12 protein-coding genes are annotated in these 14,376 nt (G+C 72.4%); 9 read left to right on the forward strand and 3 right to left on the reverse strand.

From position 1 onward, the window contains the following. Positions 1–441 precede the first annotated feature (441 nt). Positions 442–1,089, forward strand: a complete 648-nt coding sequence (locus ABT171_RS39645) for a TetR/AcrR family transcriptional regulator (RefSeq protein ID WP_351251531.1) — start codon at positions 442–444, stop codon at positions 1,087–1,089. Positions 1,090–1,209: 120 nt separating this feature from the next. Continuing rightward, positions 1,210–2,766: an MFS transporter gene (locus ABT171_RS39650; protein WP_351251533.1), complete on the forward strand. Its 1,557-nt coding sequence runs from the start codon at positions 1,210–1,212 to the stop codon at positions 2,764–2,766. Between the two features lie 25 nt (positions 2,767–2,791). Here ABT171_RS39650 and ABT171_RS39655 read toward each other — a convergent pair whose 3' ends face one another. Further along, positions 2,792–3,301 carry a MarR family winged helix-turn-helix transcriptional regulator gene (locus ABT171_RS39655; RefSeq protein ID WP_351251535.1) on the reverse strand — a complete coding sequence of 170 codons (510 nt, stop codon included), beginning with the start codon at positions 3,299–3,301 and terminating at the stop codon, positions 2,792–2,794. A 96-nt stretch (positions 3,302–3,397) separates the two neighbouring features. On the opposite strand from ABT171_RS39655, the gene ABT171_RS39660 reads away from it, so the two are divergent. Continuing rightward, positions 3,398–4,210, forward strand: a complete 813-nt coding sequence (locus tag ABT171_RS39660) for a dioxygenase family protein (protein WP_351251537.1) — start codon at positions 3,398–3,400, stop codon at positions 4,208–4,210. A 1-nt stretch (position 4,211) separates the two neighbouring features. On the opposite strand, the gene ABT171_RS39665 is transcribed toward ABT171_RS39660, so the two are convergent. Beyond that, positions 4,212–4,742, reverse strand: coding sequence for a GNAT family N-acetyltransferase (locus ABT171_RS39665; RefSeq protein WP_351251539.1), 531 nt, complete (start codon positions 4,740–4,742; stop codon positions 4,212–4,214). Between the two features lie 214 nt (positions 4,743–4,956). Here ABT171_RS39665 and ABT171_RS39670 point away from each other — a divergent pair, with 214 nt between their 5' ends. Both ABT171_RS39670 and ABT171_RS39675 read left to right on the forward strand, forming a co-directional pair. After that, complete coding sequence (locus ABT171_RS39670; protein ID WP_351251541.1) at positions 4,957–5,955, forward strand: sigma-70 family RNA polymerase sigma factor; 999 nt, start codon at positions 4,957–4,959, stop codon at positions 5,953–5,955. 779 nt (positions 5,956–6,734) lie between these two features. Continuing rightward, entirely contained in the window at positions 6,735–7,367 is a 633-nt protein-coding gene (locus ABT171_RS39675) for a TetR/AcrR family transcriptional regulator (protein WP_351251578.1), read from the forward strand. Positions 7,368–7,392: 25 nt separating this feature from the next. On the opposite strand, the gene ABT171_RS39680 is transcribed toward ABT171_RS39675, so the two are convergent. After that, positions 7,393–8,370 carry a helix-turn-helix transcriptional regulator gene (locus ABT171_RS39680; RefSeq protein WP_351251543.1) on the reverse strand — a complete coding sequence of 326 codons (978 nt, stop codon included), beginning with the start codon at positions 8,368–8,370 and terminating at the stop codon, positions 7,393–7,395. Between the two features lie 62 nt (positions 8,371–8,432). On the opposite strand from ABT171_RS39680, the gene ABT171_RS39685 reads away from it, so the two are divergent. From ABT171_RS39685 to ABT171_RS39700, 4 genes are all read left to right on the forward strand, one after another. Then, positions 8,433–10,019, forward strand: a complete 1,587-nt coding sequence (locus tag ABT171_RS39685) for an MFS transporter (protein WP_503078691.1) — start codon at positions 8,433–8,435, stop codon at positions 10,017–10,019. 189 nt (positions 10,020–10,208) lie between these two features. Next, entirely contained in the window at positions 10,209–10,970 is a 762-nt protein-coding gene (locus ABT171_RS39690) for a DeoR/GlpR family DNA-binding transcription regulator (RefSeq protein ID WP_351251545.1), read from the forward strand. Further along, positions 10,967–11,914 carry a 1-phosphofructokinase gene (gene pfkB / locus ABT171_RS39695; RefSeq protein WP_351251547.1) on the forward strand — a complete coding sequence of 316 codons (948 nt, stop codon included), beginning with the start codon at positions 10,967–10,969 and terminating at the stop codon, positions 11,912–11,914. The genes ABT171_RS39690 and pfkB overlap by 4 nt, the downstream gene beginning before the upstream one ends. Positions 11,915–12,074: 160 nt before the next feature. Next, on the forward strand, positions 12,075–14,285 hold the full coding sequence (locus ABT171_RS39700; RefSeq protein ID WP_351251549.1) for a PTS fructose transporter subunit IIABC: 2,211 nt from the start codon (positions 12,075–12,077) through the stop codon (positions 14,283–14,285). Positions 14,286–14,376 lie beyond the last annotated feature (91 nt).

Consider the following 14,376-nt stretch of genomic DNA (forward strand, 5'->3'; position numbering starts at 1 on the left):
GGGGCGCGGCCCCGCGATCCCTGCGCGTGCCCCCCACCGGACGTGCGGCCCTGGGCGCGGCCCTGGCCGGGGAGCCGGCCGTGGGGAAGGGATATGCGGCGGGGCGGCTGCGGCTGCATGCATGGGCCCTTCGCTCCACGGCAGCCGCCGGTCTCCGGCTGCACCCTTGCGCTCACCCTGTGTCGGCGGAGCGGGGGGCCGCGCGCTGGAGGAGACCGATCGTGCGAATGCCGGTCCGCAGGGGGGTGAATCCCGGCGGGCGAGGAGTGGGACCGGCAAGTGTGGCTCAGGTCACAGGAGTTCCTTTCCCTGGCCGGAAATAACCGGGGAGCGCTTCCCCGTTTAGCCCTGTGTCCGAGCGAAACGGGGACCGTCTCCCCGGATCGCCCCCTTGCCGCCCGCTCCAGCACCGGCAGAGCCACCAGCACCGAGGAGTCCACCGTGCCGACCGCGACCACTCCCGCACCGCGCAAGGCGCACCGGCCCCGCGCCGACGCCCTGCGCAACCGGGAGCGGATCGTCACCGCCGCCCGGGAGATGTTCGTCGAGCACGGCCCGGACGTGCCGCTCGACGAGATCGCCCGCCGGGCGGGCGTCGGCAACGCCACGGTGTACCGCAACTTCCCCGACCGCGAGGCCCTCGTCCGCGAGGTCGTCTGCTCCGTCATGGACCGTACGGCCGAGGCGGCCGAGGCGGCCCTCGCCGAGACCGGGGACGCCTTCGCCGCGCTGGAGCACTTCGTGCACACCGCCGCCGACGAGCGGATCAGCGCGCTGTGCCCGATGATCTCCGGCACGTTCGACCAGCACCACCCCGACCTGGAAGCCTCCCGCGAGCGCGTCGAAGAGCTCGTCGAGGAGGTCATGGGCCGGGCCAAGGCGGCCGGACAGCTCCGGCCCGACGTCGGGGTCGGCGACCTGCTGATCGTCGCGGCCCAGCTGAGCCGGCCCCCGGCCGGCACGGACTGCCTGCGCGGCGACCGTTTCGTCCACCGCCACCTTCAGCTCTTCCTCGACGGCCTGCGGGCGCCCGCCCGCTCCGCCCTGCCGGGCGCGGCCGTGACCATGAAGGAGCTGCGCGCGTGCTGACCGATTAGTTCGGCCGTCAGCCGCGGTCCCTCCCTCCGCCGGCCCCTCACTCCACCCATCCCTCCGCCCCTCCCTCCCTCCCTCAGCTTCCCGTCACGAAGTCCCGAAGTGGGTACCTCCATGTCCGAAACAGCCCGCAAGGCTCCCGGCGCCACCGCGCCGACCGGCTTCGCCGCACGCGCCGGCGACGCCAACCGCTGGAGAGCGCTCGTCTTCATCGCGCTCGCCCAGCTGATGGTCGTCCTCGACGCCACCATCGTGAACATCGCCCTGCCCTCCGCCCAGACCGACCTCGGCATATCCGACGGCAACCGGCAGTGGGTCGTCACGGCCTACGCCCTCGCCTTCGGCGGTCTGCTGCTGTTCGGCGGCCGTATCGCCGACAAGTGGGGCCGCAAGCGCGCCTTCGTCACCGGCCTGGCCGGCTTCGCCCTCGCCTCCGCGCTCGGCGGTGCCGCGACCACCGGCCCGATGATGTTCGGCGCCCGCGCCCTGCAGGGCGTCTTCGGCGCCCTGCTCGCCCCGGCCGCGCTGTCGCTGCTCGCCGTGATGTTCACGGACGCCCGGGAGCGCGCCAAGGCGTTCGGCATCTACGGCGCCATCGCGGGCGGCGGCGGTGCCGTCGGCCTGATCCTCGGCGGCTTCCTCACCGAGTACCTGAACTGGCGCTGGACCTTCTTCGTGAACGTCCCGTTCGCCGTCGTCGCCGCGCTCGGCGCCTGGTTCGTCATCCGCGAGCCGGAGGGCGGCCGCAACCGCAACCCGCTCGACATCCCGGGCGTCCTGCTGTCCACCCTCGGCCTGGTCGCCCTCGTCTACGGCTTCACCCGCGCCGAGTCCGACGGCTGGGGCGACGCGGTCACCGTGGCCATGTTCGTGGCGTCCGCGGTGCTGCTGCTCGCCTTCGTGGCCGTCGAGTCCCGGGTCAAGGCCCCGCTGCTGCCGCTGCGCGTGGTCAGCAACCGCAACCGCGGCGGCATCTACCTCTCCCTCGGCCTCGCGATCATCGGCATGTTCGGCCTGTTCCTCTTCCTGACCTACTACCTGCAGGTCGTGAAGGGCTACTCGCCGGTCAAGACCGGCTTCGCCTTCCTGCCGATGGTGGCCGGCATGATCACCGGCTCCACCCAGATCGGCACCCGGCTGATGACCCGGATCCGCGCCCGGCTGCTGATGGGCCCCGGCTTCCTGGCCGCCGGCCTCGGCATGCTGCTGCTGACCCAGCTGAGGATCGACTCCTCGTACGGCATGCTCCTGCTGCCCGCCATGCTGCTGCTCGGCCTCGGCATGGGTACGGCGTTCATGCCGGCCATGTCCCTGGCCACCCAGGGCGTCGAGCCCCGGGACGCCGGTGTCGCCTCCGCCATGGTCAACACCTCGCAGCAGGTGGGCGGCGCGATCGGCACCGCCCTGCTGAACACCATCGCCGCGTCCGCGAAGACGTCGTACTTCAAGGACCACATCGCCGGCGCCGTCACCAGGCCGCAGCAGCAGCTGGTGGGGCTGCGGGCCATGGTGCACGGCTACAGCACGGCGATCTGGTTCGCCGTCGGCATCCTGGGCCTGGCCGCCCTGATCGCCTTCACGTTCGTCAACGCCGGCCGCCCGGACACCACCGAGGTGATCTCCGGCTCGGGCGTCGAGGACGAGGTGCCGGTGCCGGTGGTGGCCCACTGACCGGCCAGGCGCTGCACCAGGGGCGTTAGCGGAGCCAGGGCAGGTCCGCACCCGCTTCGTCGGGCTGGAGGCCCTCGGCGACGATCTCCATGATCTCGCCGAGGGCCTTCTGCTGGTCGGGGCTGAGCCGGTCGAACATCGCCTGCCGTACGGCGGCCACATGGCCCGGCGCGGTGCGCTTCAGCACCTCGGCACCCTCGTCGGTGAGCACCGCGAACTGGCCGCGCTTGTCCGAGGGGCAGTCCTCGCGGCGCACCCAGCCGTTCTTCTCCAGCCGCGCGATCGCGTGCGACAGCCGGGAGCGGGTGATCTTCGCCTTCATCGCCAGCTCGGTCATCCGCAGCCGGCGGCGCGGGGCCTCGGCGAGGCCGACGAGAAGGCCGTAGTAGATGTGCGGCATGCCCGCGTCGCGCTGCAGCTGCCGGTCGAGGTGGTCCTCCAGCAGGGTGGTGGCGTGCAGGTAGGCGCGCCAGACGCGCTGTTCCTCGTCGGTGAGCCAGCGGGGCTGCGCGGCGGAGTCGGGTGCCGTGTTCATGCGTCCCACTGTACGAGCTCGCTCCTTGAAACTTGAACAAGTCGGGCGTATGGTGTGGACTAGAACTTGAGAGTTAAAGCAATCGGAGCTTGCGTCATGTCCACCACCGCACAGGAGAAGCCCTCCGCCGGGCCGCAGCGCATGCCCGCCCTGTACCTCAGCCACGGCGCCCCGCCGCTCGCCGACGACCCCGTCTGGCCCGGCCAGCTCGCCGCCTGGTCCGCCGACCTGCCCCGCCCCCGGGCGATCCTCATGGTCTCCGCCCACTGGGAGGAGGCCCCGCTCGCACTCGGCGCCGTGCGCACCGTCCCCCTCGTCCACGACTTCTGGGGCTTCCCCGAGCACTACTACCGGGTGCGGTACGCCGCCCCCGGCGCCCCCGGACTGGCCGAATCCGTCCGCAAGCTGCTGCGCGCCCCCGGCATCCCCGTACAGGACATCCCCGACCGCGGCCTCGACCACGGCGCCTACGTCCCCCTCGTCGAGATGTTCCCGGCCGCCGACATCCCCGTCCTGCAGATCTCCCTGCCCACCCTCGACCCCGGGCGCCTGATGGACATCGGCCGCAAGCTCGCCCCCCTGCGCGACGAGGGCGTGCTCATCGTCGGCTCCGGCTTCTTCACCCACAACCTCGCCGCCCTCAGGCACACCGGCGGCGGCGTGCCCGGCTGGTCCTCGGAGTTCGACGACTGGGGCCGCCGCGCCCTGGCGGACCGCGACTGGGACGCCCTGCTGGACTTCCTCGACAAGGCGCCGGCCGGCCGCTACGCCCACCCGCGCACCGAACACTTCGCCCCGCTGTTCGTCGCCATGGGCGCGGCCGGGGCGGGCGGGGAACCGGATGCGGCAAGGACCGTGATCGACGGCTTCTGGATGGGGCTGGCGAAGCGGTCGGTGCAGTTCGGCTGAGCTACAGCGGCTTCTCGTACCAGGCCACGTCCCAGTAGCGGCCGAACTTGCGGCCGACCTCGCGGTACGTGCCGACGTACCGGAAGCCGAAGCGGGTGTGCAGCCGCTCGGAGGCCTCGTTGGGCTGGGCGATCCCGGCGTAGGCGCGGTGCACGTCCTCGTCGGCCAGCGCCTCGAAGAGGGCGTCGTAGAGCAGCGTGCCGATGCCCCGCCGGTTCGCGTCCGGGGCGACGTACACCGAAACCTCCACGGATGTGACATACGCGGGCTTCGGCCGGTAAGGGCTGGATGTGGCGTACCCAAGAATTCGCTGTGAGTCGCCCCCAGGTTCCGTTTCCGTGGCAACCATCAGGCGGTACGGGCCGTCTTCCGGGTGGGAGAGCAGCCAAGGGCGGCGCTCTTCCGGAGTGAAGATCGCGGTATCGAATGTGATCGCCGTCTCACGTACATAGTGGTTGTAGATCGCCGTGAGGGCGTTGAGGTCCCCCTCGACTCCCGGTCTGACCTGCACCTCTGTACGTTCCGTCGGCATCTCGCCTCCCAGTGTGGCGAAGCAGGGTACTGCATGATCAGAAAAATTGGGGGGCGGGTTGGGAATTCTGTCCGGATTCCAGTCGTTGTTTCCCACGGATGCAGGGCACCCGGAGAGAGTCGCAGAGGACTCGGCAGGAGTCCCGGAGACGGTCCCCGCCAGTGCCAGGCGTTCGCAGGACCACCCGCCAGCCCACCATCGCAAGGGAGCACGCATGGCAACCCGTGCCGTCGCCCGTCGTCAGTCCGCCACCGGCGAGACGGCCGACTCGGCAAGCAGTGTTCGCGCTCATGGCGGCGAGATCGCGGACCGCGACCTGGTCGGCATGTACCTCGACGAGATCGCGCGTACGCCGCTGCTCGACGCCGCCAAGGAGGTCGAGCTGTCCCAGACTATCGAGGCGGGTGTCTTCGCGCAGCAGATCCTCGACGGCGAGGAGGAGTCGGCCTCGGACGCCTCCCGCGAGGAGCTCCAGGCGCTGGTCGCGGCCGGCGAGCGGGCGAAGGACATCTTCATCCGCTCCAACCTCCGCCTGGTCGTGGCGGTCGCCCGGCGCTACCCGCGCAGTGGCCTGCCCCTGCTCGACCTGATCCAGGAGGGCAACGCCGGCCTGGTGCGCGCGGTCGAGAAGTTCGACTACCGCAAGGGCTTCAAGTTCTCGACGTACGCCACCTGGTGGATCCGCCAGGCGATCACCCGCTCCATCGCCGACCAGTCCCGCACGATCCGGCTCCCCGTCCACCTCGTGGAGGAACTGGGCCGCATCCGCCGCGTGCAGCGCGAGTTCAACCGTGAGAACGGCCGCGACCCGGAGCCCGCCGAGATCGCCGCGGAGCTGGGCGCCACACCGGAGCGCGTCATCGACGTCCTCGACTGGGCCCGCGATCCCGTCTCGCTGAACATGTCGGTGGACGACGAGGGCGAGACCCAGTTCGGCGACCTGCTGGAGGACACATCGGCGGTCACCCCCGAGCAGTCCGTCCTCACCCTCCTCCGCAGCGAGGAACTGGACGACCTGATCGGCCGCCTGGACCAGCGCACGGCCTCCATCATCAAGATGCGCTACGGCATCGAGGACGGCCGCGAGCGCACCCTGACCGAGGTCGGCAAGGAGCACGGCCTGACCCGCGAACGCATCCGCCAGATCGAGAAGCACGCCCTCCTCGAACTGAAGAAGCTGGCCCGCGACACCGGGTTCGACGCGGCGGCGTAAGGGGCTTGCGGGGGATGCGGGTGCCAGGGCGCAGGCCTGCGGCGGTGAGAGCCCGCCCGGCTGCCGGGCATGCTCCGGGGAAGGGCGCCCCCGTGTGGCGCGGGGCGGTGCGTCCGGCGAACTGTGGTGTGTGCCGCCGCCTGTGCCGCGGGCCCGGGGGCGCCCCCTGCGGGGAGACGCGTGGTGCGTTGGGGGCGTACGGTGCCCGGGACGCGCACGCCGGTGGCGAAAGACGGCGCAAACATGGCGTGGTCCCATCGCTTCAACTCCCGGGCCCACGGGAACAACCCTTCCGGGCCCAGTAGCAGCCGGCCCCCGGAACCGCACTCCCCACACCTCGCACAGACCGGCCGACCCCACGCGCCCCGCCACCACGGAGCCAGGTCCCGACGCAATCCCCCCCGGCGCCGGGACCTTCCCGAGCCGGGCTTCGGCACCCATCCCCCCTGGGCGCCGGAGCCCGGCTTCACCCGCGTCCGCAGACAGGTCCCCCGGCCGCCCAACTCCCCGCGGCCACATATCCGTTACGGACCCCGACGGCGCACGAACGAGCGGGAGAGACAAGGGAGAGAGGGGCCGAGCGCGAACGCGCCTCAGCAGCGGCGCACCTGGAATGGCGGCCCACCCCGTACCTGAACCCCGGGGTGGACCGCCGGATGGCAGATTCTGCCACATGGGCATAGCCTGCCGGAGTGAGCACCACCCCCAGCGCCGCCGACCAGCTGCTTTCCGCCTCCCCGCCGGTCTCGCTCACCGAACGCCGGAAGGCCGAGACCCGGATGGAGATCGCCCGCGCGGCGGCCGCCCTGTTCGTCCGCCAGGGCCTGCGGGCCACCCGCGCCGAGGACATCGCGCAGGCGGCGGGCATCGCACCGCGCACGTTCTACCGCTACTTCGCCACCAAGGAGGAAGCGGTCGCCCCCCTCTACGCCGCCGGCGCCCAGCGCTGGTCCGAAGCGGTCCGCTCCGCCCCGGACCACCTGACCGTCCCCGAGGCCCTGGAACACGCCGTCCACCGCACCCTCACCCCCGGTGCCGGCGTCTCGGCGGCGTCCTGGGAATGGGTCCGCACCCTGATCCGCCTGGCCGGCGACAGCCCCGCCCTGCGCAAGGTCTGGGCCGAGGTGTGCCAGGCATCGGAACAGACCCTGGCCGAGATCCTGGCGGCCCGCATGACACCCACCGCCCTGGGCACCGACCCCGCGGCCCCCGCACCGGTCACCCCCGACCTCCGCTTCGCCGCCGCCGTGGCCGGCGCCGCCGTCCGGGTGGCCGTGGAGTCCTGGGCCGCCACCTCCTCCCCACCCGCCGGCCCGAGCGGCCCCGCAGCCCTGGCCCTGCGCAACCTCCTCTCCCTGCGGGGCTTCGAGTGGACCACCGGACCGGGCAAGGCCGTCACCGAAGAGGCCTGAAACCGGGCACCCGCGGCCCGCCCCCTCAGGGCTCCTCCCCGGCACCGCCCGCCCGGCTCAGCCGCCCGCCCAACTCCCGTACGCACGCCGCCAGTTCAGCGGGCTCCCGCACCGTGAACTCGTACCCCGCCGCCGCCAGCCGCACAGCCAGCCACTCCAGGGAATCACCGGAGACGCCCCGCAGGACACAACCGCCCTCGCCGTCGTCCGCCAACGCCCCGAGCCGCGCCGGCAGCCGCCCGGAGACCTGCTCCGCCGGTGCGGCGAACCGCACCGCGAACGGATACGTCTCCTGCCGCCGCCGGATGGACTGCCGCAGGAACTCGGCGGCGCTCCCCGTCGGCAGTTCCCGTGGCACGAACCGGGCACCGGCCGCGAACGGCTCGCTCACCCGGTCCACCCGGAAGGTCCGCCAGTCGGCGCGGTCCAGGTCGTAGGCGACGAGATACCACCGCAGCCCCGTCGACACCAGCCGGTGCGGCTCGGTCAGCCGCCGCGACTCGCCGCCGTCCCTGTCCCGGTAGGTGAATCGCAGCCGTTCGTGCCCCGCCACCGTCGAGGCCATCACGATCAGCGTCTCCGGCGCGATACTCGGCCCGTCCCCGCTGGTCAGCGGTGTGGTCGCCGCCTGCAGCGTGGACACCCGGTGACGGAGCCGGGCCGGCAGCACCTGCTCCAGCTTGGCCAGCGCCCGGACGGACGCCTCGTCCACGCCCTCCACGGCATGCCCGGCACCGGCCCGCAGACCCACCGCGATCGCCACCGCCTCCTCGTCGTCCAGCACCAGCGGCGGCATCGCCTTGCCCGCGACCAGCCGGTACCCGCCATCCGAGCCCTTCGTCGCCTGCACCGGATAGCCCAGCTCCCGCAACCGGTCGATGTCCCGCCGCACGGTACGACGCGACACACCCAGCCGCTCGGCCAGCTCCCCGCCGGGCCACTCGCGGGGCGTCTGGAGGAGCGAGAGGAGCTGCAGCAGCCGGGCCGGCGTGTCCGTGGTCATGAGTACGAGAATGCCGTACCACTAGGACATGATCTGACCTAATGGCGCCCTACCTTCATTCCATGACCGACAACGACCGGAACACCCTGAAGGGGCGCGGGGAACCGCGCGTCGCACCACGACGGACGGACAGCCGCACCACCGCACCCGCCCGCACGGCGCTCCCCGCCGCGACCGACAGAACCCGCTGGCTCGCGCTCGCGATCGTCATGACCGCCGCCTTCATGGACCTGGTCGACGTCACGATCGTCAACATCGCCATCCCGTCGATCCAGCGGAACGCACACGCCTCGGTCAGCCAGATCCAGTGGATAACCGCCGGCTACGCCCTGGCCTTCGCGGCCGGTCTCATCACCGGCGGCCGTCTCGGCGACATCCACGGCCGCAAGCGGCTGTTCCTGATCGGTATCGGCGGCTTCACCCTCGCCTCCGCCCTGTGCGGCTTCGCCGCCAACCCGGAGATGCTCGTCGCCTCCCGCATCCTGCAGGGCGGCATGGCGGCGATGATGGTGCCGCAGGTGCTGTCGATCGTGCACGCCACCTTCCCGGCCCATGAACGCGGCAAGGTGTTCGGCCTCTTCGGCGCCATCGTCGGTCTCGGCGCGGTCTCCGGTCCGCTGCTCGGCGCCCTGCTCACCGAGTGGAACCTCTTCGGCCTCGAATGGCGGCCCATCTTCCTCATCAACCTCCCCGTGGGTGTCATGGCCTGGCTGCTGGGCCGTCGCTTCATCACCGAGTCGAAGGCCCCCAAGGCGCTGAAGCTGGACCTCGTCGGCGCCGCCCTGGTCTCGCTGGGCCTGCTGATGCTGCTCTACCCGCTCACGCGCGGCCGGGAGCTGGGCTGGCCGCTGTGGGGGTACGCCTGCATGGCCGGCGCGCTCGTCGTCTTCGCGCTGCTGGTGTCATACGAGAAACGGAAGGCGGCCAGGGACGGTTCCCCGCTGATCGAGCTGTCCCTCTTCCGGGTGAAGAGCTTCGCCGCGGGCATCGCCGTGCAGACCGTCTTCGGTGTCGCGCTCGGCATCTTCTTCCTGGTCTGGACGCTGTACATGCAGGTCGGCCTGGGCTGGAGCCCGCTGCACGCCGGGCTGACCGGAGTGCCGTTCTCCCTCGCGGTGTCCACGGCGGCCGGCCTGTCGGTGCAGCAGCTGGTGCCGAGGTTCGGGCGGAAGGTGCTCCAGGCGGGCGCGCTGGTGATGGGCGCCGGCGTCCTGCTCTATCTGGGGGAGGCGCACTGGTACGGCCTGTCCATCGCCTCCTGGCAGATGGCCCTGCCGCTGGTCGTGATGGGCGCCGGGATGGGCCTGATCGTCGCCCCGCTGACCGACGCGGTGCTCTCGGAGGTTCCGCGTGAGCACGCCGGTTCCGCGTCCGGCCTGATCAACACGGTGCAGCAGATGGGCAACGCGCTCGGCCTCGGACTCGTGTCCGTGGTGTTCTTCGGCGAGATCGGCGACCGGCCGGCCCCGGCCCGGGTCGACCCCGCCTTCGTGCACGCCTTCCAGCACGCGCTGTGGTGGGTCGCGGCGATCATGGGAGTGATCTTCCTGCTGATGGCCGCCCTGCCGAAGCGTCCCGCACAGCAGGGCGAGGAGGCGCCGCAAGCGGAGGCGCCCGTCCTGGACACGGAACCCGCGCTGGTGCCCTGAGCAGGGACGACGAGGGCCCGGCACCAACCAGGTGCCGGGCCCCTCGTCGTACCTGCCCGGGCATGTCTGTTCATGCCCGATTGGAATCCGAACCTGTTTACTTTCCGCCATAGCGGGCGTAGCCTGGCCTGAAACCACACATTCGGGCGTCACCCGGACGTGATCGGACATCAGGCGGAGGCCAGCGACATGTACGCACCGGAACGGCAGCAGGAGATCCTCCGGCTCGCCCGCGAGGGCGGCCGGGTGGACGTGCTGTCGCTCGCCGAAGAGTTCCAGGTCACCGCGGAAACGATCCGCCGCGATCTGAAGGCCCTCGACCGCGCCGGCCTCGTCCGCCGGGTGCACGGCGGAGCCATCCCGGTCGGCCGCCTCGACTTCGAACCGGACCTCACCGAGCGCGAGTCCACCGCCGCCGACGAGAAGGACCGCATCGCCAAGGCCGCCCTCGCCGAACTCCCCGCCGAGGGCACGCTGATCCTCGACGCCGGTACGACGGTCGCCCGGGTCGCCGCCGCGATCCCGCTGGAGGCCTCCCTGACCGTCGTCACACACAGCCTGCCCATCGCCGCCCGCCTCGCCGACCACCCGGGCATCCAGCTCCACCTGGTCGGAGGGCGCGTACGGCACCGCACCCGCGCCGCCGTGGACGCCTGGGCGCTCCGCGCGTACGGCGAGATCCGCGCCGACCTGCTGCTCGTGGCGGCCAACGGCTTCTCCGCCGAACACGGTCTGACCACCCCGGACCTCGCCGAGGCCGCGGTCAAGCGGGCCGCGGTCGCCGCCGCCCGCCGCGTGGTGCTGCTGGCCGACTCCACCAAGCACGGCCAGGAGCACTTCGCCCGCTTCGGCGACCTGAGCGACGTGGACCTGCTGATCACCGACAGCGAGCTGAGCCCCGAAGACGCCGCCGCCATCGAGCGCACCGGCACGGAAGTAGTACGCGCATGATCCTCACCGTCACCCCCAACCCGTCCCTCGACCGCACCTACGAGGTCCAGGCGCTCAAGCGCGGCGAAGTCATCCGCGCCGAGACCGAGCGCATGGACCCGGGCGGCAAGGGCGTGAACGTCTCGCGCGCCGTCACGGCCGCCGGACGGCGCACGGTCGCGGTCCTGCCCCTCGGCGGCGCGCCGGGGGCGCTCGTCGCCGACCTGCTCCACGCCCAGGGCATCGAGGTCGCGCCCGTCCCGATCACCGGAGCCACCCGCTCCAACATCGCGCTCGCCGAGGCGGACGGCGTACTGACGAAGATCAACGCCCCCGGCCCCGAACTGTCCCCGTCCGAACAGGAACTCCTCCTGGACACCGTCCGCGGGCAGTCACGGGGCGCCGACTGGATCGCGTGCTGCGGCAGCCTGCCCCGGGGGCTCGCGCCCTCGTGGTACGCCGATGTCGTCACGCGGGCGCACGCCGGAGGCGCACGCATCGCGCTGGACACCTCAGGGCGTGCGCTGCTGGAGGCGCTGCGCGCGCGGCCGGACGTGGTGAAGCCCAACGCCGAGGAGCTCGCGGAAGCCGTCGGGCGCCCCCTGGCGACCGTGGGCGACGCGCTGAAGGCGGCCGAAGAGGTGCGCGGCATGGGCGCACGCGCCGTGCTCGCGAGCCTCGGCGCCGACGGGCAGCTCCTCGTGGAGGACAGGGGCGCCTGGTTCGCCGCCGCGCGCGTCGGCACCGTCCGCAGCAACGTCGGCGCCGGCGACTCCTCCCTCGCCGGCTTCCTGATCGCCGGCGGCACCGGCCCCGAGGCCCTCGCCTCCGCCGTCGCCCACGGCGCCGCCGCGGTCCAGCTCCCCGGCAGCGTCATGCCGACCCCCGCCGACCTGGACTCGGCGGCTGTGACCGTCACGGCCGAGATCCCGCTCGACCGCGAACTGACGGAGCCGGTGTCATGAACGCCCCGCTCCTGCGCCGTACGACCACTCCGGCCCGGCCCCGGCGAGACTCCCCGTTACTCACCACGGCCACCCTCCGCACCGCCTCCCCCCACAGCACCCCCGTCCCCACCTCCGCCCACCCCTCTCCCCGGGCGGCACGCGTGCATAGGAGCCCGCGATGAGCGACATGATCACCGCGGACCTGGTCGACCTCGACCTGTCCGCCGACACCAAGGAAGCGGCGGCGCGCGCCCTCGCCGAGCGCATGGCGGCCCAGGGCCGGGTGACCGACCTGGAGGGCTTCCTCGCCGACGTGGCCGCCCGCGAGGCCCAGATGCCGACCGGCCTCGACGGCGGCATCGGCATCCCGCACTGCCGCAGCACCCACGTCACGGAGCCGACCCTCGCCTTCGGCCGCAGCGCCGCCGGCATCGACTTCGGCGCCGTGGACGGTCCGGCCGACCTGATCTTCCTGATCGCGGCACCGGCCGGCGCCGACGACGCCCACCTCACGATCCTCTCCTCGCTGGCCCGCCAGCTGATGAACACCGAGTTCACCTCGGCGCTGCGCGCGGCGCCCGACACGGAGACGGCGGCGGCACTGGTCCGCGGGGACGAGGTACCGAGCACGGCGCAGGCGCCGGAGGCGTCTTCGGGCGAGGGCGCGCAGGGCGACGCGAGCGCCGAGGGCGTGGACTCGGACGCGGACGCGAACGCTGCGGCAAGCGCCGCCCAGGGCGCCGCGAGCGCCTCCCAAGACACCGCTGCGGCGCCGGTGGCGGCCTCCGCCGGCGCCGCGGCGGGCACCACGGCCCCGGCGCCGGGCGTGACCGACCAGCAAGGAGCCACCCCGGCGCCGGGCGCCACCGCCCCCGGCGAGCGCCCCTTCCGCATCGTCGCCGTCACCTCCTGCCCGACCGGCATCGCGCACACCTACATGGCGGCCGAGTCCCTGGAGAACGCGGGACGCGAGGCAGGCGTCGAACTCGTCGTCGAGACACAGGGTTCGGCCGGATTCACCCGGCTGGACCCGGCGGTGATCGCGGCGGCGGACGGCGTGATCTTCGCGCACGACGTCCCCGTACGCGACAAGGACCGCTTCGCCGGCAAGCCGACCGTCGACGTGGGAGTGAAGGCGGGCATCAACCGACCCGCCGAACTCATCACGGACGTACGCGAGAAGGCAGCACGCGGCGAGAGGAGCGCGCCGGCGCCCGCGCCGGGCAGCACGCCGGTCGAACGCGCCGGCGACTCCACCGAGGGATACGGCACCAAGCTCCGCAAGTGGCTGATGAGCGGCGTGAGCTACATGGTCCCGTTCGTCGCCGCGGGCGGCCTCCTCATCGCCCTGGGCTTCGCGATCGGCGGCTACAAGATCAACAAGGCGCCGTCGGTGATGGACCACTTCGTGTGGACCCAGGCCGACAGCTGGGGCGCCCTGCTGTTCCAGATCGGCGCCGTGGCCTTCGGCTTCCTCGTCCCGGTCCTGGCCGGCTACATCGCCTACGGCATGGCCGACCGGCCCGGTCTCGTCCCCGGCTTCGTGGGCGGCGCGATCTCACTGACCATCAACGCGGGCTTCCTCGGCGGCCTGGCGGCCGGCCTGATCGCCGGCGGCGTGGTACTGGCGATCCAGAAGGTGCGGATACCCGCGCCCCTGCGCGGCATCATGCCGGTGGTGGTGATCCCGCTGATCTCCTCGGCGATCGTCGGATTCCTGATGTTCGTCGTGATCGGAAAGCCCATCGCCACCGCCCAGAAGGGCCTCACCGACTGGCTGAACGGCCTCACCGGCACCAACGCCGTCCTGCTCGGCGCCCTGCTCGGCCTGATGATGTGCTTCGACCTGGGCGGCCCGGTCAACAAGGTCGCCTACACCTTCGCCACCGCCGGCATCGCGGTCTCGAACCCCAGCGACTCCGCGATGAAGATCATGGCAGCGGTGATGGCGGCCGGCATGGTCCCGCCGCTGGCGATGGCCCTGGCCACCACCGTACGCGGCAAGCTGTTCACACCGGCCGAACGCGAGAACGGCAAGGCCGCCTGGGTCCTGGGCGCCTCCTTCATCTCCGAGGGCGCGATCCCGTTCGCCGCCGCGGACCCGCTGCGGGTCATCCCGTCCGCCATGGTCGGCGGCGCGCTCACCGGCGCCCTGTCGATGGCCTTCGGCGCCACCCTGCGCGCCCCGCACGGCGGCATCTTCGTGGTACCGCTGATCGGCAACCCTTTCCCGTACCTCATCGCCATCGCGGCCGGTGTCTGCGCCACCACGGCCCTGGTCGTCCTCCTCAAGGGCATGCGCAAGCCGGCCCCGGAAGCCACGGCCACCGACCCCACCGCCAACGGGGCCGGCACACCGAAGGAGACCCAGCAGCCCGTGGCGGCCTGACCACCGCACCCACCCCACCGCCACGCCTTGTCCTTTTGGTGCGCTGTGAGTTGTTCACGGCACCTGCGAGATACGTCACGGTCCGGGACCG

It is taken from the genome of Streptomyces sp. NPDC001851, assembly GCF_040297165.1.
Classification (GTDB): domain Bacteria; phylum Actinomycetota; class Actinomycetes; order Streptomycetales; family Streptomycetaceae; genus Streptomyces.

What these genes read in the sequence shown, in the direction of transcription:
- ABT171_RS39690 (WP_351251545.1), top strand. Translation starts at nt 10,209, where the DNA reads ATGTACGCACCGGAACGGCAGCAGGAGATCCTCCGGCTCGCCCGCGAG.
- ABT171_RS39685 (WP_503078691.1), top strand. Translation starts at nt 8,433, where the DNA reads ATGACCGACAACGACCGGAACACCCTGAAGGGGCGCGGGGAACCGCGC.
- ABT171_RS39660 (WP_351251537.1), top strand. Translation starts at nt 3,398, where the DNA reads ATGTCCACCACCGCACAGGAGAAGCCCTCCGCCGGGCCGCAGCGCATG.
- ABT171_RS39670 (WP_351251541.1), top strand. Translation starts at nt 4,957, where the DNA reads ATGGCAACCCGTGCCGTCGCCCGTCGTCAGTCCGCCACCGGCGAGACG.
- ABT171_RS39675 (WP_351251578.1), top strand. Translation starts at nt 6,735, where the DNA reads ATGGAGATCGCCCGCGCGGCGGCCGCCCTGTTCGTCCGCCAGGGCCTG.
- ABT171_RS39665 (WP_351251539.1), bottom strand. Translation starts at nt 4,742, where the DNA reads ATGCCGACGGAACGTACAGAGGTGCAGGTCAGACCGGGAGTCGAGGGG.
- ABT171_RS39650 (WP_351251533.1), top strand. Translation starts at nt 1,210, where the DNA reads ATGTCCGAAACAGCCCGCAAGGCTCCCGGCGCCACCGCGCCGACCGGC.
- pfkB (WP_351251547.1), top strand. Translation starts at nt 10,967, where the DNA reads ATGATCCTCACCGTCACCCCCAACCCGTCCCTCGACCGCACCTACGAG.
- ABT171_RS39700 (WP_351251549.1), top strand. Translation starts at nt 12,075, where the DNA reads ATGAGCGACATGATCACCGCGGACCTGGTCGACCTCGACCTGTCCGCC.
- ABT171_RS39680 (WP_351251543.1), bottom strand. Translation starts at nt 8,370, where the DNA reads ATGACCACGGACACGCCGGCCCGGCTGCTGCAGCTCCTCTCGCTCCTC.
- ABT171_RS39655 (WP_351251535.1), bottom strand. Translation starts at nt 3,301, where the DNA reads ATGAACACGGCACCCGACTCCGCCGCGCAGCCCCGCTGGCTCACCGAC.